The organism is Vibrio penaeicida (assembly GCF_019977755.1).
Taxonomy (GTDB): Bacteria; Pseudomonadota; Gammaproteobacteria; order Enterobacterales; family Vibrionaceae; genus Vibrio; species Vibrio penaeicida.
Genome location: NZ_AP025144.1, coordinates 3,686,693 through 3,706,680, shown reverse-complemented (window position 1 = coordinate 3,706,680; position 19,988 = coordinate 3,686,693). Strand labels below are relative to the sequence as shown.

At 41.9% G+C, this 19,988-nt stretch carries 19 protein-coding genes and 1 pseudogene; 13 read left to right on the top strand and 7 right to left on the bottom strand.

All coding sequences use genetic code 11. From position 1 onward, the window contains the following. Positions 1–10: 10 nt before the first annotated feature. Positions 11–769 (bottom strand): DUF481 domain-containing protein, encoded by a 759-nt coding sequence (locus LDO37_RS16720; RefSeq protein WP_126610181.1) that lies wholly within the window; start codon positions 767–769, stop codon positions 11–13. A gap of 249 nt (positions 770–1,018) precedes the next feature. Between LDO37_RS16720 and LDO37_RS16715 the strand changes: the two genes are divergently transcribed. Genes LDO37_RS16715 through LDO37_RS16705 form a run of 3 tightly spaced genes read left to right on the top strand, consistent with a single transcriptional unit; the run spans position 1,019 to position 4,735 of the window. Further along, positions 1,019–2,422, top strand: a complete 1,404-nt coding sequence (locus LDO37_RS16715; protein ID WP_104400165.1) for a replicative DNA helicase — start codon at positions 1,019–1,021, stop codon at positions 2,420–2,422. An 18-nt stretch (positions 2,423–2,440) separates the two neighbouring features. Then, positions 2,441–3,517, top strand: coding sequence for an alanine racemase (alr, locus tag LDO37_RS16710; RefSeq protein WP_221768604.1), 1,077 nt, complete (start codon positions 2,441–2,443; stop codon positions 3,515–3,517). Between the two features lie 3 nt (positions 3,518–3,520). Beyond that, a complete protein-coding gene (locus tag LDO37_RS16705) occupies positions 3,521–4,735 on the top strand; it encodes a BamA/TamA family outer membrane protein (protein WP_185829953.1) in 1,215 nt (404 codons plus the stop codon). A gap of 87 nt (positions 4,736–4,822) precedes the next feature. On the opposite strand, the gene LDO37_RS16700 is transcribed toward LDO37_RS16705, so the two are convergent. Next, on the bottom strand, positions 4,823–5,248 hold the full coding sequence (locus LDO37_RS16700; RefSeq protein ID WP_126610183.1) for a secondary thiamine-phosphate synthase enzyme YjbQ: 426 nt from the start codon (positions 5,246–5,248) through the stop codon (positions 4,823–4,825). 284 nt (positions 5,249–5,532) lie between these two features. Between LDO37_RS16700 and pgi the strand changes: the two genes are divergently transcribed. Continuing rightward, positions 5,533–7,185 carry a glucose-6-phosphate isomerase gene (gene pgi / locus LDO37_RS16695; RefSeq protein WP_126610184.1) on the top strand — a complete coding sequence of 551 codons (1,653 nt, stop codon included), beginning with the start codon at positions 5,533–5,535 and terminating at the stop codon, positions 7,183–7,185. 127 nt (positions 7,186–7,312) lie between these two features. Here the strand turns inward: pgi and LDO37_RS16690 are convergent, their stop codons facing one another. Next, complete coding sequence (locus LDO37_RS16690; RefSeq protein WP_101114171.1) at positions 7,313–7,774, bottom strand: chemotaxis protein CheX; 462 nt, start codon at positions 7,772–7,774, stop codon at positions 7,313–7,315. 13 nt (positions 7,775–7,787) lie between these two features. After that, positions 7,788–8,246: a zinc uptake transcriptional repressor Zur gene (zur, locus tag LDO37_RS16685; protein WP_101114173.1), complete on the bottom strand. Its 459-nt coding sequence runs from the start codon at positions 8,244–8,246 to the stop codon at positions 7,788–7,790. Positions 8,247–8,613: 367 nt separating this feature from the next. On the opposite strand from zur, the gene LDO37_RS16680 reads away from it, so the two are divergent. The 4 genes from LDO37_RS16680 (at position 8,614) to LDO37_RS16665 (ending at position 10,186) form a co-directional block, all read left to right on the top strand. Then, positions 8,614–9,021: a structural protein P5 gene (locus tag LDO37_RS16680; RefSeq protein ID WP_126610185.1), complete on the top strand. Its 408-nt coding sequence runs from the start codon at positions 8,614–8,616 to the stop codon at positions 9,019–9,021. Positions 9,022–9,063: 42 nt separating this feature from the next. Further along, positions 9,064–9,282, top strand: coding sequence for a hypothetical protein (locus LDO37_RS16675; protein WP_126610186.1), 219 nt, complete (start codon positions 9,064–9,066; stop codon positions 9,280–9,282). A gap of 2 nt (positions 9,283–9,284) precedes the next feature. Continuing rightward, positions 9,285–9,446: a hypothetical protein gene (locus LDO37_RS16670; protein WP_185829954.1), complete on the top strand. Its 162-nt coding sequence runs from the start codon at positions 9,285–9,287 to the stop codon at positions 9,444–9,446. A gap of 371 nt (positions 9,447–9,817) precedes the next feature. Next, positions 9,818–10,186: a hypothetical protein gene (locus LDO37_RS16665; RefSeq protein WP_126610187.1), complete on the top strand. Its 369-nt coding sequence runs from the start codon at positions 9,818–9,820 to the stop codon at positions 10,184–10,186. 230 nt (positions 10,187–10,416) lie between these two features. Here the strand turns inward: LDO37_RS16665 and LDO37_RS16660 are convergent. Together LDO37_RS16660 and LDO37_RS16655 are read right to left on the bottom strand one after the other, a co-directional pair. Further along, a pseudogene (locus tag LDO37_RS16660) lies at positions 10,417–11,483 on the bottom strand (site-specific integrase). Between the two features lie 336 nt (positions 11,484–11,819). Continuing rightward, a complete protein-coding gene (locus tag LDO37_RS16655) occupies positions 11,820–12,077 on the bottom strand; it encodes a pyocin activator PrtN family protein (RefSeq protein ID WP_224056062.1) in 258 nt (85 codons plus the stop codon). 1,236 nt (positions 12,078–13,313) lie between these two features. Between LDO37_RS16655 and LDO37_RS16650 the strand changes: the two genes are divergently transcribed. The 3 genes from LDO37_RS16650 (at position 13,314) to LDO37_RS16640 (ending at position 15,332) form a co-directional block, all read left to right on the top strand. Beyond that, positions 13,314–13,886, top strand: coding sequence for a hypothetical protein (locus LDO37_RS16650; protein WP_126609653.1), 573 nt, complete (start codon positions 13,314–13,316; stop codon positions 13,884–13,886). A gap of 23 nt (positions 13,887–13,909) precedes the next feature. Continuing rightward, positions 13,910–14,881 carry a hypothetical protein gene (locus tag LDO37_RS16645; protein ID WP_185829923.1) on the top strand — a complete coding sequence of 324 codons (972 nt, stop codon included), beginning with the start codon at positions 13,910–13,912 and terminating at the stop codon, positions 14,879–14,881. 82 nt (positions 14,882–14,963) lie between these two features. Further along, positions 14,964–15,332: a hypothetical protein gene (locus LDO37_RS16640; RefSeq protein WP_126609651.1), complete on the top strand. Its 369-nt coding sequence runs from the start codon at positions 14,964–14,966 to the stop codon at positions 15,330–15,332. A 114-nt stretch (positions 15,333–15,446) separates the two neighbouring features. Here LDO37_RS16640 and LDO37_RS16635 read toward each other — a convergent pair whose 3' ends face one another. Beyond that, complete coding sequence (locus LDO37_RS16635) at positions 15,447–16,868, bottom strand: zincin-like metallopeptidase domain-containing protein (RefSeq protein ID WP_126609650.1); 1,422 nt, start codon at positions 16,866–16,868, stop codon at positions 15,447–15,449. Positions 16,869–17,142: 274 nt separating this feature from the next. Between LDO37_RS16635 and LDO37_RS16630 the strand changes: the two genes are divergently transcribed. Both LDO37_RS16630 and LDO37_RS16625 read left to right on the top strand, forming a co-directional pair. Next, complete coding sequence (locus LDO37_RS16630; protein WP_126609649.1) at positions 17,143–18,732, top strand: type I restriction-modification system subunit M; 1,590 nt, start codon at positions 17,143–17,145, stop codon at positions 18,730–18,732. Beyond that, positions 18,716–19,987 (top strand): restriction endonuclease subunit S, encoded by a 1,272-nt coding sequence (locus LDO37_RS16625; protein WP_126609648.1) that lies wholly within the window; start codon positions 18,716–18,718, stop codon positions 19,985–19,987. The genes LDO37_RS16630 and LDO37_RS16625 overlap by 17 nt, the downstream gene beginning before the upstream one ends. The last annotated feature ends 1 nt before the right edge of the window (position 19,988 follow it).

Here is a 19,988-nt window from a genome sequence, read left to right as displayed (position 1 = left end):
TTTGTACAAATCAAAACTTGACCAGCAGATTCGCCGACACCACGGTATCCGTGTTACTTAAATCATTGGGAACGCGATCGAGATACTGCCTAGAGTGAGAAAGCTTTAGCGCGATGTCTTCTGTAATGGCGTTGGTAATACTGATTTCGTTATCGAAGCGTGTGTTGGATTTTCCGCTTACGATTAATAAGTCAGCACTGAGCGACAGTGCCGGCAACACTTTCCAGTCACCTTTGAAATGCCCTCGAAAGATAAACTCATCCACGTTGTCTGGGAAAATTAAGTCATCGTCATCCAACTCATCCAGATTAGGCTTTTGATGTCGATAACCTGGACCCAATTCCAAAGAGAGCTTTAAGTCATCCGTATAGGTAAACTGATAACCGAGCCCGCTCGACCAAGTGTAATCTTTAAAATACGCACTGTATTTTGAGTCGATGCCTTTGAAGTTGGCGTAAAGGTAAGTACGAGGTGCGAGCTTGTAGTCACTTTGAACTTGGTAGGTAGACTGTTTCTTGTCTTCCTTATCGTTTTTATTCAGTTTATAGAACTTCCATTCACCTGAATGTCGATGTCTTCCTTGTGTGTAAACCCCTTCCAAGCGGCTATTTAGGGATTCCGAATTGGAGTTACCACTGTGCGCTTGGTATCCGAATTCCACCTCTGTTTTCAAGGGAGATGAAGGCGACGTATCCGTGTCGGTACTTTCCTCTGCATAAAGGCTGGCATTAAATACCGCCAGACTAAGCACAAGCAAATTTTTCGACACCCAATACCTCTCTCATATTCTTATTTTATTCAACCATACACTTGGCTATATAGCGGCACGGCGCATGACATATGAGATTGTATTAATAGCCTTAAAGTCTCGGGTCAGGACTGTGTTAATTTCGTAAATTCTTCAAATCGGTGCCTTGTCTGAAAGTCAATTCATTCTCGCTGAACCGAGCATCTTGAGGTTACTTGGTTATAGAACTTAGCTATAATGAACGATCACGATAAGCTGTTGAGAACACCCATGCCAGATACCCGAGATAATCGTAATAAGAAGCCAATAGATAGCCAAGTTGACGCTATCAAAGTACCGCCGCATTCGTTAGAAGCAGAGCAATCTGTTATCGGTGGTCTGCTTTTAGATAATGAACGTTGGGATTCGGTTGCTGAAAGGGTAGTGGCGAAGGACTTTTATAGCCGACCACATAGAATGATTTTTGAAGGGGTGAAAACCCTTTTAGAAGAAAACAAACCACTCGATCTAATCACCTTATCGGAATTCCTAGAGCAACGAGAAACCCTCGATGATGTGGGCGGTTTTGCTTATCTAGCTGATCTGGCGAAAAACACGCCAAGTGCCGCGAATATTAATGCTTATGCCGATATTGTTGCGGAGCGTGCACTGGTTCGAAACCTAATCGGTGTGGCGAATGAAATAGCTGATGCCGGTTACGATCCACAAGGACGCAGCTCCGAAGACCTTCTTGATTTGGCTGAGAGTAAAGTTTTCGCCATTGCAGAAGACAGAACCAATGAGAATGAAGGTCCTCAGAATGTCGATAACATTCTAGAGAAAACTCTGGAACGTATCGAAATCCTTTACAAAACACCACAAAATGGTGTTACGGGTGTTGATACGGGCTTCAACGACCTCAACAAGAAGACGGCAGGTTTACAGGGGTCGGATCTAATTATTGTTGCGGCACGCCCATCGATGGGTAAAACAACCTTTGCGATGAACTTGTGTGAAAACGCCGCCATGGTATCTGATAAGCCCGTGCTTATTTTCTCGTTAGAGATGCCCTCTGAGCAAATCATGATGCGTATGTTGGCATCCCTTTCTCGCGTCGACCAAACAAAAATCCGTACTGGTCAGCTAGACGATGAAGATTGGGCGCGTATTTCTTCTACCATGGGTATTCTCATGGAAAAGAAAAACATGTACATCGATGATAGCTCTGGTCTTACTCCTACTGAAGTTCGTTCTCGTGCACGTCGTATCGCTCGTGAACATGGTGGCTTGTCACTTATCATGGTCGACTACCTTCAGCTGATGCGTGTACCCGCTCTATCGGATAACCGTACATTGGAAATTGCAGAAATTTCCCGTTCTTTGAAAGCACTAGCAAAAGAACTGAATGTTCCTGTTGTTGCTTTGTCGCAGCTTAACCGTTCTTTGGAGCAACGAGCAGATAAACGCCCAGTAAACTCGGATCTACGTGAATCAGGTTCTATCGAGCAGGATGCCGATTTGATCATGTTCATCTACCGTGACGAAGTGTACAACCCAGACAGCACGCTCAAAGGTATTGCCGAGATCATTTTGGGTAAACAACGTAATGGTCCTATCGGTTCCGTGCGACTGACGTTCCAAGGTCAATTCTCTCGCTTCGACAACTACGCAGGTCCTGCGTTTGATGATGAGTAATCTTCCCCTATGAGCTATATGAAAGCGGCGTCCGCATGCATCGATCTTTCTGCATTGAAGCACAACCTGAAAATGGTGAAGCAGCATGCGCCCAACAGTAAAGTTATGTCGGTGGTTAAAGCCAATGCTTATGGGCATGGCTTACTGAAAATAGCGCAAGCGGCCGTTGATGCTGATGCTTTTGGTGTGGCAAGAATAGAAGAAGCCCTGCAGTTGCGTGCAGGGGGGATTGTGAAACCCATATTGTTGCTTGAAGGTTTTTATTCCTCGCGTGACTTACCGATATTGGTGACCAATAACATTCAAACAGTCGTGCATTGTGAAGAGCAGCTTGAAGCGTTAGAACAAGCAACGTTAGAAAACCCCGTCAAAGTCTGGCTCAAAGTAGACACAGGGATGCACCGCTTAGGTGTTCGCCCTGAAGTGTACTCTGAATACGTTGAGCGTTTGAAAGCGTGCGACAATGTAGCTAAACCGCTGCGTTACATTAGCCATTTCGGGTGCGCAGATGAACTAGAAAACCCAGCGACTCAAGAACAAATCGACAGTTTTTTATTGCTGACTGAAGGCTGCAAAGGAGAAAGAACCTTAGCTGCGTCGTCAGGGTTGTTGGCTTGGAAAGACAGCCATCTCGACTGGGTTCGCCCAGGCATTATCATGTATGGTGTGTCCCCGTTTGCGGATAAAAGCGCAAATGAGTTGGGCTTTAAACCAGTAATGACACTGAAATCGCACTTGATTGCGGTTCGCGACCTCAAAAAGGGTGAACCCGTTGGCTACGGTGCGATTTGGCATAGTGAACGTGACACCAAAATTGGTGTAATAGCGATTGGCTATGGTGATGGATACCCAAGAACTGCGCCTGCTGGTACACCGGTATTGGTGAATGGTCGACGTGTATCGGTGGTTGGGCGAGTCTCCATGGACATGCTGACCGTCGATTTAGGAGCGGATTGCCAAGATAAAGTCGGCGATGAGGTTATTCTGTGGGGGCAAGAATTGCCTTCAGAAGAGGTCGCGCAACACATTGGCACAATCGCTTACGAATTGGTGACAAAGCTGACATCGCGTGTTGCCATGGAGTACATGGACTGAGTTATGCCAAAGCGTCTGATTATTTCAAGCCTACTTGCTTCTTCCTTCTGCGCGCCAGGTGTTGTCTCCGCCTATGAGTGGCTTCCACCTTGGATGCCAGACACCGCCGCTGTTCCTTTTGCTTTTTCATCCAGTACGTTGGGAAATACCATCGGTGTGGCGGGTCTACTGAAAGGCCTTGGTCAACCACAAGCAGGGTTGATTGGGGCAGGGCTGATATCCGATAAAGGCAGCAACATGACCTTTATTGGCTACAACAACTTTCAAGTTGGCAACGCATGGCTACTCGGTTTTGATGCCTACAATGCCAGCTATTCCGACTACATATACCATCTAGGCAGTGCGGGCGATAATGACTCTCAGTACAGCCAGAAAACCGTCACGGATGCAAAGGAAGCGCAATACCACTTCACGATGCGCTACATCATTCCTTGGGGCGCAGCCGCCTTCAAAGGAGCAAGAGCGGCGTATGAACCCAAAAGACGTATTCAAGGGGCATCTCCTGCAACCAGTGGGATTTCCACCATTAAGTTTGAGCCGTTTTTATCCGAACGCAGCTTAAGTAGCTCAAATGATTCGGCACCCGATTCGACATGGGGTGTAAACCTCGGATTTGAATGGGACAACCGTAATGACGTTCGAAACCCAAGCTTAGGGGCTAAGCTGAAATTGAACATTGCTCACGCTCCCGATTCGGGTAACGACAATACATGGACCAAAGTTGAAATTGAGCAAAGCCACTACTTTAGCCTTGGCAAAGTAGACGACGTATTTTCTCGCCAAGTTTTGGCGTTTGATATGTATGTCGCCGATACCCCTACGTGGAATCGCTGTGGTTCCGGAACGTGTGAAAGACCACCAGAATATGCAGGCGTTTCCTTGGGGGGCTTGTACCATCTTCGCGGTTACTCGGCGAATCGTTACCATGGCAGAAGTGCAGTGCACTACAGCTTAGAGTATCGAGTTATGCCTGAATGGCAACCCTTACAAAGTTGGCCAATTTTTAATTGGTATGACGTGCCATGGTGGCAGTGGGTGGCTTTCGTTGATGCAGGTAGAGTGGCGGATGAATTCAGTATTCAAGAACTGCATCGCGATATGAAATACAACTTAGGCGGTGGAATTCGCTTCCAAGTAGAAGGCATTGTGGTTCGAACAGAAATGGCATTTGGTGATGAAGAAAACATGTTCCGTGTGATGATCAATCAGCCGTTTTAGACTATCGTGATGAATATGCTGAATAAGTCTAAATGATATGAAGAGGTGCCGAAGTGCACCTCTTTTTAATCTGAAAATAATGGGTAACTATTCACATTGTCCTTGAAGCGTGGCGATAATTCTTCGAGCGCCACCATGATCGCGATGCTCTCCTAAGTACACCCCTTGCCAAGTTCCTAACGCTAATCGCCCATTACTAATTGGAATGCTCACGCTTGAACCTAAAGTGGACGCCTTGATATGTGCAGGCATATCATCATCACCTTCATAAGTATGTAAGTAGTAAGGCGCTCGTTCCGGCACAAATTTATTAAAGTGTTGTTCCATATCAGTACGAACGGTTGGATCTGCATTTTCATTCAAAGTTAAGCTTGCGGACGTATGTTGAATAAAAAGATGTAAAAGACCTATCGAGTACTGGTCAATTTGTGGTAAATGTTGTTCAATTTCATCAGTAATAAGATGAAAGCCTCGGCGTTTTGCGGTGAGACAAAAGGTAGTTTGATGCCACATAGGTTATGCCTTGTTGTTTCTAATCACTAATTGTTATAAACAATCGCATTAATAGTTGATTCCGATTAGGTACAATTGAGATTACGTGATAAACCTCAATGTCAGCGATAACGGGTTGCGCCATAATCCGGAATCTGAAAATTTATTACGTTTTTTTGTGTCGATTGGATATAACAAACACAAAAAGTACGATTCTTTATTTCGCTTAATCTGGAATTCACTCAGCATCATATAAATTAATCTGGCTGAAGAGAACATAATCGAACGAACATTGGACAATTACCATGTTAAAAAATATTGACCCTACCAAGACCCAAGCTTGGAATGCATTAACTGCGCACTTCGAATCGGCACAAGATATGGATCTGAAAGCCTTGTTTGCTGAAGATGCTCAACGTTTCGATAAATTATCTACACGTTTCGGATCGGATATTCTTGTTGATTACTCAAAGAACCTTATTAACGAGGAAACGCTTAAGCACCTATTTGCTTTAGCGAAAGAAACCGAATTAAAAACTGCCATTGATGCGATGTTCAGTGGCGAAGCGATAAACCAAACGGAAGACCGTGCAGTGCTTCATACGGCACTCCGTAATCGCAGTAACAAGCCAGTTTTAGTCGACGGTGAAGATGTCATGCCAGCGGTAAACGCTGTGCTGGAAAAAATGCAATCATTTACCAACCGTGTAATCGACGGTGAATGGAAAGGTTTCACAGGTAAAGCGATCACCGATATTGTAAACATCGGAATTGGTGGGTCAGATCTCGGCCCTTACATGGTGACCGAAGCGCTGGCGCCATACAAAAATCACCTGAACCTGCACTTCGTTTCTAACGTAGATGGCACGCACATCGTTGAAACGTTGAAAAAAGTGAATCCAGAAACAACCTTGTTCCTAATTGCGTCTAAAACATTTACTACGCAAGAAACCATGACAAACGCTCACTCAGCGCGTGACTGGTTCCTTGAAGCTGCAAGTGATGAAGCGCACGTAGCAAAACACTTTGCCGCTCTTTCTACTAACGCAACTGCAGTGTCTGAGTTTGGTATTGATACCGACAACATGTTCGAATTCTGGGATTGGGTCGGCGGTCGTTACTCACTATGGTCTGCAATTGGTTTGTCTATTGCACTATCCGTTGGCTACGACAACTTTGTGGAGTTGCTGGATGGCGCACACGAGATGGACAACCACTTCGCAAGCACGGATTTGGAAAGCAATATCCCAGTTATCCTCGCTTTAATTGGTGTGTGGTACAACAACTTCCACGGTGCAGAATCGGAAGCGATTTTGCCATACGATCAATACATGCATCGTTTTGCCGCATACTTCCAGCAAGGCAATATGGAATCCAACGGCAAATACGTCGATCGCGATGGTAATGCCGTGACCTATCAAACAGGTCCAGTTATTTGGGGTGAACCTGGTACCAATGGTCAGCACGCGTTTTATCAGCTTATCCACCAAGGTACAAAGTTGATCCCTTGTGATTTCATTGCTCCTGCTCTAAGCCATAATCCAGCGAGCGATCACCACCAGAAACTCATGTCTAACTTCTTTGCGCAAACTGAAGCACTTGCATTTGGTAAGTCTGAAGAAGCGGTGAGAGCTGAGTTTGAAAGCGCAGGTAAGAGTGAAGAAGAAGTAGCGTCGCTTGTACCATTCAAAGTATTTGAAGGTAACCGCCCTACTAACTCGATTTTGGTTAAGCAAATTACGCCGAAGACTCTGGGCAATCTGATTGCAATGTACGAGCACAAGATCTTTGCACAAGGTGTTATCTGGAATATCTTTAGCTTTGATCAGTGGGGTGTAGAGCTTGGTAAGCAGCTAGCGAATCAGATTTTGCCTGAACTGGCAGACCAATCTGAAATTAGCTCTCATGATAGTTCAACCAACGGTTTGATTAACGCGTTCAAAGCTTACAAAGCTTAAGCGTATTGAAATGCCGCATATGAGTTAAAAATAAAGGTCAGCAATTGCTGACCTTTTTTCATTCCAATGACAAATAAAAAAAGCTGTCGCATTCGCAACAGCTTTTCTCTTGTTCGGCTCTGTCTTCTTATTCGAAGCAGATCTCGATAAATGCGTTACCCCACTCAGAGGTAAATGGCATGATGATGATCGCGCCTTCACATTTGTGACGAATGGTGTGACCTTTACCCGAAACAACGACGGGTGTTGCCATGTCGAAGTCAAAACCACTTTCTGAAAGAATGCGTTTTGCACCACCTGTAACCATATTAGTGATTTCACCCACCATATCGGTTACTTCTTCGTTTAGACCATTCGGACGTTCGCCTAGCATGTTTTGCATGATTTCCAATGCCAGAGACTCGTCAAAAGTAATCGACATTGAACCTCGGCTTTGGTCTCCGACCATACCAATCAAACCAGACACATCACCACGAGCGATTTCATCTTTCTTAACTCGAGGTTTCTGAGGCTTTAGCTCCAGTGAAGCCATAGTTTTCAGTACATTCATTAGTGAAGCTAAAAACGGGTTTACAAATTCAGCGCGCATAACGTTCTATCTTTTATTTGTCCGTAAAGTCTGAAAAACAACTTTTGCAAGTACCGTGAGTTTCAATAACGTGATTGGTTAACTGAAACCCCTGTTTTTCACTATTTTTTGCCAACAAGGCTACAAGTTGGTCATCCTGATGTTCAGCTACATTCCCGCACTTATCGCAAATAAGCAGGTGAGAGAAATGCTTGTGAGTACCAAAAGAGCAACACGAGATAAAGCTATTCGTGGACTCAACTCGATGGATAAAACCTTGTTCCAATAAGAAATCCAACGCTCTATAGACCGTTGGTGGTTTTGCCTGAGGTTCACTTTCTTTCAGCCTATCTAACAAATCATAAGCGCTAGATGCACTTTTGCTTGCAAAAATTAGCTCGAACACTCTTTTACGCTGTGGTGTAAGCCTAACCCCACGGCTTTGGCAGATGCCTTCAATTTGTTCTAACAACGACAACTCCAATTGGCTCATCCATTTTGGTGCACATTATTAATAATATACCATTTATCTAGCAAGTTAGGCAGTAAAGGGCGTTTTTTTTAACCCTATGCAAAAGAAGCCAACCAATCAAGCGATGAATAGAATGCAAAAAACATTTTGTGATTGTAAGTCACTTCCAACATCAGGAATTGTGCACACTGCAACAATGTGTCACATATTTGGCATGCATGCGGTAAGTGTCTTGAACGCGTTTCTACCAGACTTTCACCAAAAACCGCAACAACTTTATGGAGAAGTGTTAAACAAGGTGTGATTTGGCGTTAATTATGGAGTAAATCTGAATTCGTCGTCATGGCGCCTCTATACCTATGAAAATACCCAAAACCATTTCGTCACCATGAGCAGCGAGCCGCGCGGAATACGCAATAACAACCCGCTCAACATTGAGTACAACAAAAACAACCAGTGGACAGGTCAAACAGGCGTTGAAGTGCTTGGGCGCTTTGCCACCTTCTCCCACATGAAATACGGCATCCGAGCGAGTGCCAAGCTCATTAAGAACTACATGACCCGTTACGGCTTAGTCACCGTGTTCGACATCATCAACCGATGGGCACCCGACCACGAAAACCCAACCAACGTTTACGCCGACACGGTCGCGGCGAGAATGGGCGTAGAAGTGCATCAACCCCTCACACATGCTCACATTCCAGACCTTGTCTACGAAATGATTAAGTTTGAGTGCGGCGTGTACGTTGACCGCGCCCTCGTGATGGAAGGCAGCCGATTAGCGGGGGCGGTGTAATTTCCGGTTTATTAATTCTCACAATTAGCAAAGGAGGACAAAATGAAAAAGCTTATCAAAGAGAAATTGAATATCGATATTGACCAGCCATCCACAAAAAAGGGTTTAGCGTTACTTGGCGCGGGAGCTGCTTTGGTATCTGGTCACCCTGAACTCATCACCGCGAGCGTATCGGCAGACGGTGTTCAATTCGGTGGCATTATTGGCGCAAGTGCTCCAATTGTATTTGGTCTTTGGGAAACCCTGCGCAATGAGTTCTAGTAATGGCAGAGTATCAAACACTAATAGTTGCGGTTGCCAGTGCTTTATCTAGCGGTGTAGGTGTCGGCATTGCACTCAAAACAGATATTAAGTGGATACGCTTAATGATGGAAAAGATGGATGAGAGGCTAACTAGGTTAGAAGTCAAAAATAGAGCGCTATGATGTTGCCTGTCTCTTTGAAGTAAATAGCCTCAAGTGGGTGTGGGAAAAATGAACATTTTTGTTCAGTTCTACATTTTTTTCTGATAGTCTCGCTGACCCAAATAAGTAACCAAAACCGGAATTTTGAAACCAAAATCGGTGATAACGATTGAAATGTTGTACTGAGTCGGGTTTAACTATTTTTTTACAAAAAGGTTCTGGTATTTTACGAGTTTATATGAGATTAGTAGCTAAGCAGACGAACGAAATTGTTTGTGTAGCTCGAAATTTAGTCTATTTTTTTAAGTAAGGCATGTATTTGTTATTTACTTAAGTGCATATTGGTCTTAGAATCTGCCGCCATTACGTCAATTGGATTGAACAGGTTTTATATGTCAAAAAATGCGCTTCTCGATAAATTAATTACAAAGCTATACGACGGTGTTATTGAAATTGCTGAATACACGTGTCAGACCTTGAACAAAAAGGATAACGTGGCTGCTTTAGCTAAGAATGACCCATCTTTTGACGAGCTTCGTAAGATCTGTTCAAGCTTACTTGTATCGTTGAATCAGTATAAAGATGTTGACCCTGCTTTTTTACAGGCAGAAGAAGTAGTGTCGATTTTGCATGAAATCATAGATGCAATTTCAGATGAAGATCATTCAACACTAGTAGATTGCACATGCCATTTAGAGCAGTTTTTAGCAATCAATGTTCGTAAGGGCGCACAGCCAGCTGTCGAAGCTCTAGCTGTATAGATTTTTGAGTAATACTAAGATTAATAAAATTTTAAAGTGGGTAAAATCACAATGGAGTCAGATATGAAAGACGAAATCAAAATGATTAGGGACCTCAAGGAGATGAACCTATTGGTTGATCGTTTGGCTGTATTAATGCGTGAAGCTCTAGAAGGATCTAAAGCGCAAGATAAAGCTGCATAGATTACATTGATCGTAGGAATGAAAAGCTCCCCAATGGGGAGCTTTTTTTATTTTGGTGTTTTATGTAATTTATGAGGGTGCAACTGAGTATAAACTTGCCATAAAATGTTCAAGTTTCTATGTCCTGTAACCTGTGCCACTTCCTCGATTGAATAGCCTTTCTCAAATAATCGACTTGCCCCCTCTCGCCTTAAATCGCGGTAACGTAAATCTTCAATACCAAGTGAATTTCTTACTCTTTGAAATCCGGCTGTAACACTGCGCGAGTTGTACGGGAAAATTAAAGCGCTGTTTCTCGGTTGTCTCATCGCGATATCGAATGACCCTGCGAGTAACGGAACAATCATGTGATTGCCTTGTTTCTTTCTTGGATCTTTTCGGTCACGAACAAGAACAGTTTTATGCTCTTCGTTGATATCTTCCCATCGTAAGCTGCAGACCTCACCAATACGCATACAAGTCAAGATACTGAAATCCAGAATATCGATAAAAGGAATTCGGATTTTCCCGTTTGAGCGAAAGTCTTGGCGAGCTTTTAGCCCCTCTTTAAGCCTATCCAATTCCGAATCAGTAGGGCGTCGGGTACGCTTTTCGCTTTTACCTATCAACCCCATGTCTATCAATACGGGAACAGCTTCCTCAAATACAGAAAAGTTGGCGTTGATATCAAATACAGGGACCGCTTTCTTCATGACCGAACGAAGGTAAGCAATATCATGATAAATAGTGACGGGTTTTGCTCCTGCACCCTTACGGTTTCTGCAGTGCTTTATGATGTCGCTAGATTTTAGTCTGTTGCTCTCAATATTAGCTATGTCACAGTCTCGCAGCATGCGGATCACATATTGTTTTGTGCGACCCGTTCTATCCCATAAATCCCTGTCATTCATGTACATATCCAGTAGTACGTATAACGGTACGGATTTTTGAACTTCTGGTGTAGGCGATTCAAGCTCGTCAACCCTTTTGAGTGCATAGGTTCTAGCGAGATCTTTTTTCCTGAATGTTTTGGATTCTCTATGTATAATCGCCGAATTCTTTTTAACGATGATGTCTGCTGTAAAGCGCAATTCTCCGCTTTTTAGCTGGCGTTTTTTATGCTGAATGATGCCATTGTCCTACTCTTTTGATGCGTACTATATACGTACTGATAAGAGAAATCGGGAGCAATTCTAGTAAATTAGTGTATATACATACAGTATCCAGATTAGTAGTAAACCATGATAAAACCTGAAAACTCTAGCAAATACGCACTTTCTCGCTTTTCTGTTGCACCCATGCTCGATTGGACTGATTTTGTTTTTAACTAATTGAAATTAAAAGATAAAATATTTTTATTTTTGAAATGGGATCTCCAGTGGGATCACGGAAAGGTCAAAATGTGCAGAAAAGAGGGTGCAAACTCCATCAAATTGACGAAGCCGCACCGCAATTAAATATAAAAGCAGCACTAACAATACTGATACGTTTTCCATAACGATCTAGCCTCATTCGTGCGTTGATCTATGTACTTCACTAATTCACTCAGATGAACCACGTAAGGCGATTTCTGAGATAGTCCGACCCTAAAGCAAGGAAAAGGCAATTCATTGCACTTAGCCTTTCTTTTAGCCGTATTCACAGCAACCCCCAAATATGGTTCAGCCAATTCTTCAACTGGGATCAGTGTTCGATTACCGAACTGAGCCAAAAGAAGGTGGTGAGTCATAGTTAAAGTAGTATCGTGCTTATTTTTCATAGTTGGCCTCAGCATTGAAGTGAGGCTAGGTGTGTTAAGTAAAACTCAACACGTGAAAGCCAAGTCCTTATACTTTCAAATAAGACTCTGTTCTTTTTGAGCGTTATTAGCTTTACAGTCTCTAATAACGTGTAGGTTTCTTCTTGCTCTAACCTTATGGCAAAACCAAAGAGCTAAAGCGTTACATTTGAAGTTACCCGCTTCTCAAAGAACATAGCCGACAACTAAATCCTACCAATACAATCTAAAACAGTCTATTCGTTAGTTCTCAAACGCTGATCTAGCAGTGACTAGAGGTTCTTATTAGCTCGGTATAATAAAAAATAATCTAACGACAAGCCTTGTGAAAAAAGGGTTAGGAGGTGAAAAATCCCTAGATGTCAAGAAAAATACAAAATAAAGCTTGCGTTTGTTGTTTTATTTTGATATCCTATGAGAACACTAAATCTTGTGAGGAAAATTTAAAGGCTAAGTGTTGCAAATGGAGTGCAGCGATTTTAGCAAGGTCAACGGAAAATGACTTAACTGTAGCGAAACCTTTCGCAATATATGGCTAATCTACGGGCATCGCCGCTTCGTGTTAGCCGCCAAAGATAGTCGAACTGACCAGTGCGTGTCACTCGACAAAAGACAAAAGCAGCCCCTTGAGGGTAGCTCTAAAAAATGATTGTAAGTGCCACTTGAACAGGAGTGACGTTTAACAGAAATAAACAGTAAATAAACGCTGATGACAGGCTTAATCGGCTGTCGGAACGATATCTTGGGATCTGTGTATTTTCGCTTTGTGTGAAGAGAAACATAAACAAGTTTCGTTTATTGCTATCACGTTTGTTGAGTTTCAGTGTGTTTTATCACTGAAAGGTGCTGTGGTATTTCGTTAAAACGCCATTTTTGGACTAACGATCTTTTTTGCTTTGGCGACTAATTTACAGGAGAAATGCTATGCCACTATTAACATCTACTCATACTAATCACACCATTCACTCGTCTGTGCCTAGCACTTACGGGGTTTTGTTGTGCCTATCATTTAACCTCTTTTTAGGTCTTTGTTTCTTCTTTCTTATGACGCACTTTCCATAAGTGCTCTCCACCTGAGTTCTGAATAGAACGCTACCGCTTAAATAAATCAAAACATTTGAAATTTAAACACTCTATCGGGTGGGGCTTTTTACACCCTAAAAAACTTAAATCTATAAGGAAAACAATATGAAACATTTAAACAAAGATCATCAAGACATTAAAAACTCAACCATCTATACACCGAAAGAGGTGACTGATTTTCTAGCGAAAGAGATCTACTCAAAGCTGAATGTCAGTAAGGTTTTTGACCCTGCTATTGGGACGGGAAACCTTGTTAAGGGCTTCAAAGAGAATGGGGCTTATGTCGTAGGTAACGATGTTGACTCCGTACCGAACTGTGCCGATGAGTTTTACAACGAAGACTTCGAGCACTTTAACCAACCGATTGATGGTGTGGATTTAGTTGTGATGAATCCTCCGTTCAATGGACACCCAAAACGCAAGCTCTATCCAGAGATATTCATCGACAAAGTGTTTGAGCTATTTGGTTCAGCAATGCCTTTAATCGCCATTGTACCGACTGGATGGCGCACTAACCAAGCTGTTGGAAGCAAGCGTTGGCGCAAGATCCGTGATACGCAAAAAATCAGTTCGATTGTCACGCTACCGCTGGATGTTTTTGAGGGCATTAAGTTTCACACAGAAATTGTGATTTTTAATGTCGATGGATTAAAGCCGCATTACTTTTTAGATATTTAACAAGCAATTAAGAGGAAATTGATATGACAAATTTAAACAAAAAACGCACGCAAACTAACCAGAAGGAAAGCACTATGAAATATGAAATGTATGAAACGAAACTGGACACCAACTTGAAAAAGGCGAGTGGAAGAAGAGCACTGAAACGAGTTTTTGGTAAGGGACCTATCGCTTACTCTGACTTCGCAGACTTAATAGCTATGGATATGCTGCATTCTTCAACTGATTTCGACAATGTGATTGAAAATCTAACGGTTCTAGGCTTGGAAAAAAGCTGGATTGAAAGTAGTTCGCCAGTTGTTTTTTTAGAAAATCGTGAGTTAGCCCAGACCCTCTTTGAGGCAAAAATTGATGTATCAGGGGCAGTAGCCCTAGAGCCTCCTTTCAAACAATTTGCCGTAGCCTTTCCAACAGAAACGCTGGTGAATGGGTATGAAATTAAAAGTTGCTTGGTCTCCATAATGACCTGTAGGGAGATTTTTGAAACTCATCATTATATTGGCGATGTAGAGGATTTATGCGATGAAAATCGAGATCTGGATGACGTTTGTTTTGTCGTCAATTTTAAAGATAGCGCTGGACGTGGAGCAATAGCGCTACGAACCCTACCTGATTTAGATGATTCTTCGTTTGTTACTGGTGAAAGCGCTGATGTGATAGACACAGTGCTGAAAATAGCTTTCACGCTATGTATTTACAATTCAGCGACAGAAGGAGAAAAGCTAGTTCAAGGATACCCTGACTCGGCTGTGAAACTGCCAAAAGGCAAAACCAAAATGAGTTATCAAGGTGCAACGTTGAAAGCGACTACCGCTAAAAAGTCTGCTTCTGGGTCGGCTTCACCTCGAAAAATTAAACATCGTATTCCGTACTTTAGAAATCTAAAAGCTCCACGATTTTACCAAGGCAAACATAAAGATGCGTTGCCAGGTTCTCGCTGGGTATGGGTTCGAGAAGTAGACATTAACAACAGTATGAATACCTTGCTTCACTGATAAGCAAGGCACTGAAAATAAACAACTTAATTCAAAAGTCTGAAATATGACAAATCAATGCACATAACATAGGAGAAAACATATGAGTGTATTAAATATAGCAAAAAACCTAACCGCACTAAGCCCAAACTATGAAAATGATAGAAGGCTACTTCTTACATCTTTGAGGTACTGTTCTGAGGTCGGTATGTTCCCTCAACACGAAGCAGAGATCGAAGCAGTTCAAGGCTTTTTTATGCTTGAGCAAGATCTTGATGTAGAAGAAATCGAGTATTGCGCTGAAGAGCTTAATGATCTTGCTGATTATATTGAGTTGCTGGTTGAAGGAAATAAAATTGATGATTTGACTTGCCTTGGTCAAACTATCACGGCAATAACGAGTTTACGAGCTGCATCTAACCTGTTGATCTTTATACTCGATTATTATGATGGTGATGTCACTATTCACTAATCATTACCTTGACGGAAATACACGCTACTGGGAGGAATAAACAAAGTAGACTTCAAATGGATGAGAACACGACAAGAAAGCCCGATTTGGGCTTTTTGTGTTTTTACTCTTTCACTAAAGAGATAATCGAGATCCATTTCTGGGTTTTTGCATTGTGAGGTTATCTGGTTCGATATCCAATATCGAATCACAGAATAACTCTTGCTTCACCTCTAGTTCTTGCAGCTTATGCTCTATAGATTTTGCGGCTGGGCCATACACATTGACTTTCTTTTCATCGGTATAAATTTCTAACCCTTTAGTTAAATGGTTAAAACCAACAATTCTCTGATTTTTAAGCGGAATCAATAAACCAAATGAGCGTGATTGTGTGTCAATGAACTGGCTGAGTTCGTCATTGTAGGCACTGTTAAGCGTCACTCGTTGGTCTAGCTGGTTAGGAACAAAATAAGCAGCTTTTTGTTGTAGCTTTAACTTGTGCTCTGCGACTGTATCACTGATGTACTGTTGCGCCTCTTTCGCTTGTTTACATACGCTGAGTAGCACTTTTTTATTATCTGAAAAGTGGCTCGACCATCCTTCTAAGTAGCGAGCGTGGGAATGAAACGTTTCTAGGCCCTCATCTAAGCACATAAACATTGTTGCTGTCTCAGCGATCAATTCCTCTTTTGAGTATGATGTACTGCCAAAGAAGCCTGACATATCACGCCCCAAATGCTTCGAAGTCGAGTGAGAAATTTCGTGCAAAATCACCGCAAAATAGGCTTTATCAGAGCAGAACTTATGCCTAGGAGGGATCACAATTTCGTGTTTACTTGGCGAATAATAAGCACGATCTTCATTCTTTTCTATGACAGGTACACCCATCGCATCAATGATGAGCTGGGCTTTCTCAACAAACTCCTGATCTCGCATTTCTTCACTCATTTGTTGCGATTCAAGTTCGGCTTGTTTGGCAAAATAACTGCGCTCGTCAATGTATGACTGAGGTAGAAGGTGTTTGATGCGCTCAATAGGAAATACTTTATATGGTTTAAGCCCCTTGCGTTTGAGGTAGCCCTTATCGTGCATTTCCTTAAAACTCATTCCTTTAGTTTCATTCTCAAATTTAGCCTTGCTGATCACCTCACCGTCTTTCTTGTAAGTCTCAAGGTATTTTACGACTTGTGCATCTAGTTTTAACCCTTTCAATGGTTTATCAGGATCGAATGTTTCTGACTTAGGAGGTAGTTGATCTTTGTGCTGCTCTAATAGTGCAGCGGCTTGCTTGAATGTGGCGTAAATTGGCACTTTGGTAGCGGATTCTTCCTGAGCTTGTAGCAACATTATGATGTTAACCCCGTTGTAGTTATTGTCGTGAAAGTTTCGGGGAAGAGCGTTTAATGCGGATCGATAAAAGCTCACATTGATGTCATTTTCTGAAGATGGTTTTTCGCCTTTCGGTTTTGAAAAGTAATCGAATAGACGGTTTAGTATTTCGTTCTGTTGGTCTGTTTTTGCTGTAGTGCGTCCTGCACTCGATCTTGGCTTTTTCATAAGTAACTCCTTTTCTTCGGCCGTTACTTATGTCGTATCACTGATTTTGAATTATCCAAGTTATTGAAAATATAGCGTTAATTTTATCCCTAGATTTCGGCTTTTTGAGGGAATAGTAGAAGCGAAATTTCTATTGCCAATTTAGTTAAAAGTGATGTCTATCAACTTGATATGAGTGTGATTTCAATAGAAAAATCAGGGTGTTTCTGATAGTATTTGGCCCAAAATTTAACCAATAAAATATTCTTAACAGAATCCTATAGGGTGTGCGTAAGTGGCTAAACAGTCTCCAAAAAAAGCAGCAGCAAAAAAGAAAGAAAAATCATTTGAAGAAACACTCTGGGATGCAGCAAATAAGCTGCGTGGTAGTGTTGAATCGTCAGAATACAAACACATCGTATTGAGCCTGATTTTCCTCAAGTTCATCAGTGATACATTTGAGAAACAGCGCCAAAAGCTGATTGATTCAGGGCTGGAAAAGCACGTTGATATGGTTCCAGCCTACACCAAAGACAATGTGTTTTATTTACCAGAAAACAGTCGTTGGAGCTTTGTTCAGCAAAACGCTAAACAAGAAGATATTGCTCTAAAGATCGATACCGCTCTAAGCACCATCGAGAAAACTAACAAAGCACTACAAGGTGCATTGCCTGACAACTATTTCTCTCGCCTTGGTTTAGATGTCAGTAAGTTATCTGCACTGATCGATGTGATTAACAACATCGACACCTTAGCGAATCCGCACGAAGATGTGGTAGGTCGAGTCTACGAATATTTCTTGTCTAAATTTGCGATTGCAGAGGGTAAGGGTAAAGGCGAATTCTACACACCAAAGAGCATTGTTAACTTAATCGCAGAATTGATTGAGCCATACAAAGGTAAAATCTATGACCCTTGTTGTGGTTCGGGCGGTATGTTTGTTCAGTCAATGAAGTTCATTGAGAACCACAAAGGCAACAAGAAAGACATTTCTGTGTATGGTCAAGAGTACACAGGCGCAACCTACAAACTAGCGAAAATGAACCTCGCTATTCGTGGTATCTCTGCCAACCTTGGTGCAGCCGCAAAAGATACCTTTGCCAATGATCAGCACGAAACTCTTAAAGCTGATTTTATTATGGCAAACCCACCATTTAACCAAAAAGATTGGCGAGCTTCCGATGAGCTGGTTGATGACCATCGTTGGGATGGCTACGAAACACCGCCAAGCAGCAACGCTAACTATGGCTGGATTTTACATATGGTTTCCAAGCTGTCTGAAAACGGTGTTGCAGGTTTTATTCTGTCAAACGGTGCGCTCTCAGGTGATGGAACGGAAAAAGCGATTCGCAAAAAGCTGATTGAAAATAATCTAGTTGAAGCGGTAATTATTCTTCCTCGCAGTATGTTCTACACCACCGATATCAGTGTCACTTTGTGGATACTCAACAAAAACAAAAAAGCACATACTGTTCCGCACGAAGATGTCACTCGCAACTATCGTGACCGTGAAGACGAAATCTTGTTTATGGATCTGCGTCAACGTGGCGAACCGTTCGAGAAAAAGTTTGTTCAGTTCTCTGAGCAAGACATTCAAGATTTTGCTAAGACGCTTCACACTTGGCAGCAAGTGGGGGCGGAAGATAAGTACAAGGATATTGCTGAATATTGTTACTCGGCAAAGAAAGCCGAAGTTGCAGCCAAAGATTACTCACTTGTTCCTAGTAAGTACATTGAGTTTATTAACCGAGATGAGAACGTTGACTTTGATGAAAAGATGAACAATCTCAGGAGTGACTTTAGTTCTCTTCTTGCAAAAGAAGAACAATCGAAGAATGACTTACTAAATGTTTTCAAAGAGCTGGGCTATGAGATCAAATTATAAGAAATTAGGACAGTTTATTCGAGTTGTTGATACTAGGAACAAAGAAAACCGTAAGGATAACCTTCTTGGTGTATCAACCCAAAAGGTGTTTATTGACTCTGTTGCTAACACTGTAGGAACTGACTTTAAAAAGTACAAAATCGTAAAAAAACATCAATTCACCTACGTTCCTGATACATCTCGTAGGGGAGATAAAATGGGTATCGCAATGCTTGAGTCGTTAGATCAGGCATTGGTATCCCAAGCTTACACTGTATTTGAGGTTAAAGATTCAAATCAGCTAGACCCAGAGTATTTGATGATGTGGTTTAGGCGACCTGAATTTGATCGCTATGCTCGATTTAAGTCTCACGGTTCAGTTCGTGAAATTTTCGATTGGCAAGAAATGTGTGATGTTGAGCTACCAATCCCATCTATCGAAAAACAGCGTGAAATCGTGCGTGAATACAATGTGGTGAATGACCGTATTGCACTCAACGAACAACTAACTCAAAAGCTAGAAGATACCGCCCAAGCTATTTACAAACAGTGGTTTGTTGATTTTGAGTTTCCGATCTCAAAAGAGTACGCAGAGTCCATCGGTAAGTCTGAACTAGAAGGCAAACCTTATAAGTCTTTTGGTGGAGAGATGAGATACTGCGCTCTACTAGAAAAAGAAATTCCACAAGTCTGGAATAGCCATTCACTTAAGGAACTTGCATTAATAAAGGGTGGTAAAAGGCTGCCTAAAGGTAAAGAGCTGGTCTCTGAAAAGACCGCTCATCCTTATATCAAAGTTGCCGACTTAGGAAATAAGAAGTTCTGTGTATTGGGTAAAAAATTTGAATACCTTGAAAAAGATGTCCAAGCGCAGATATCAAGATATACCGTAAAAAAAGATGATTTGGTTATCTCTATCGTGGGAACCATAGGCATTACGAAGGTTATTGATGGTTCTTTAGATGGTGCTAATTTAACAGAGAATTGTGTCAAAATTGTTGAGTTAGAAAAAGTAACAACTAGCTTTCTATATCACTTTTTAATGTCGAATGAAGGAAAGAACCAGCTTGATGAAAGGGTTGTTGGTGCAGTTCAAGCGAAGTTACCTATATATAATATCGAAACTTTTAAACTAGCAGTGCCTCCTCAAGAAGTGATGAGCATATTTCAGGATAATGTAGTAAAAATAGATACTTATATACAACAGAAACAAAATGAAATAGCAAGGTTAGTTGAACTAAAAGAAATGCTTCTATCAAGCGTTAGTAAGGTTTAAT

Excerpts from the sequence above, each read along its gene's own strand:
- LDO37_RS16670 (WP_185829954.1), top strand. The coding sequence starts at position 9,285 with ATGGCAGAGTATCAAACACTAATAGTTGCGGTTGCCAGTGCTTTATCT.
- LDO37_RS16700 (WP_126610183.1), bottom strand. The coding sequence starts at position 5,248 with ATGTGGCATCAAACTACCTTTTGTCTCACCGCAAAACGCCGAGGCTTT.
- pgi (WP_126610184.1), top strand. The coding sequence starts at position 5,533 with ATGTTAAAAAATATTGACCCTACCAAGACCCAAGCTTGGAATGCATTA.
- LDO37_RS16705 (WP_185829953.1), top strand. The coding sequence starts at position 3,521 with ATGCCAAAGCGTCTGATTATTTCAAGCCTACTTGCTTCTTCCTTCTGC.
- LDO37_RS16635 (WP_126609650.1), bottom strand. The coding sequence starts at position 16,868 with ATGAAAAAGCCAAGATCGAGTGCAGGACGCACTACAGCAAAAACAGAC.
- LDO37_RS16690 (WP_101114171.1), bottom strand. The coding sequence starts at position 7,774 with ATGCGCGCTGAATTTGTAAACCCGTTTTTAGCTTCACTAATGAATGTA.
- LDO37_RS16640 (WP_126609651.1), top strand. The coding sequence starts at position 14,964 with ATGAGTGTATTAAATATAGCAAAAAACCTAACCGCACTAAGCCCAAAC.
- alr (WP_221768604.1), top strand. The coding sequence starts at position 2,441 with ATGAAAGCGGCGTCCGCATGCATCGATCTTTCTGCATTGAAGCACAAC.
- LDO37_RS16665 (WP_126610187.1), top strand. The coding sequence starts at position 9,818 with ATGTCAAAAAATGCGCTTCTCGATAAATTAATTACAAAGCTATACGAC.
- LDO37_RS16625 (WP_126609648.1), top strand. The coding sequence starts at position 18,716 with ATGAGATCAAATTATAAGAAATTAGGACAGTTTATTCGAGTTGTTGAT.
- LDO37_RS16680 (WP_126610185.1), top strand. The coding sequence starts at position 8,614 with ATGAGCAGCGAGCCGCGCGGAATACGCAATAACAACCCGCTCAACATT.
- zur (WP_101114173.1), bottom strand. The coding sequence starts at position 8,246 with ATGAGCCAATTGGAGTTGTCGTTGTTAGAACAAATTGAAGGCATCTGC.
- LDO37_RS16655 (WP_224056062.1), bottom strand. The coding sequence starts at position 12,077 with ATGACTCACCACCTTCTTTTGGCTCAGTTCGGTAATCGAACACTGATC.
- LDO37_RS16645 (WP_185829923.1), top strand. The coding sequence starts at position 13,910 with ATGACAAATTTAAACAAAAAACGCACGCAAACTAACCAGAAGGAAAGC.
- LDO37_RS16675 (WP_126610186.1), top strand. The coding sequence starts at position 9,064 with ATGAAAAAGCTTATCAAAGAGAAATTGAATATCGATATTGACCAGCCA.
- LDO37_RS16650 (WP_126609653.1), top strand. The coding sequence starts at position 13,314 with ATGAAACATTTAAACAAAGATCATCAAGACATTAAAAACTCAACCATC.
- LDO37_RS16715 (WP_104400165.1), top strand. The coding sequence starts at position 1,019 with ATGCCAGATACCCGAGATAATCGTAATAAGAAGCCAATAGATAGCCAA.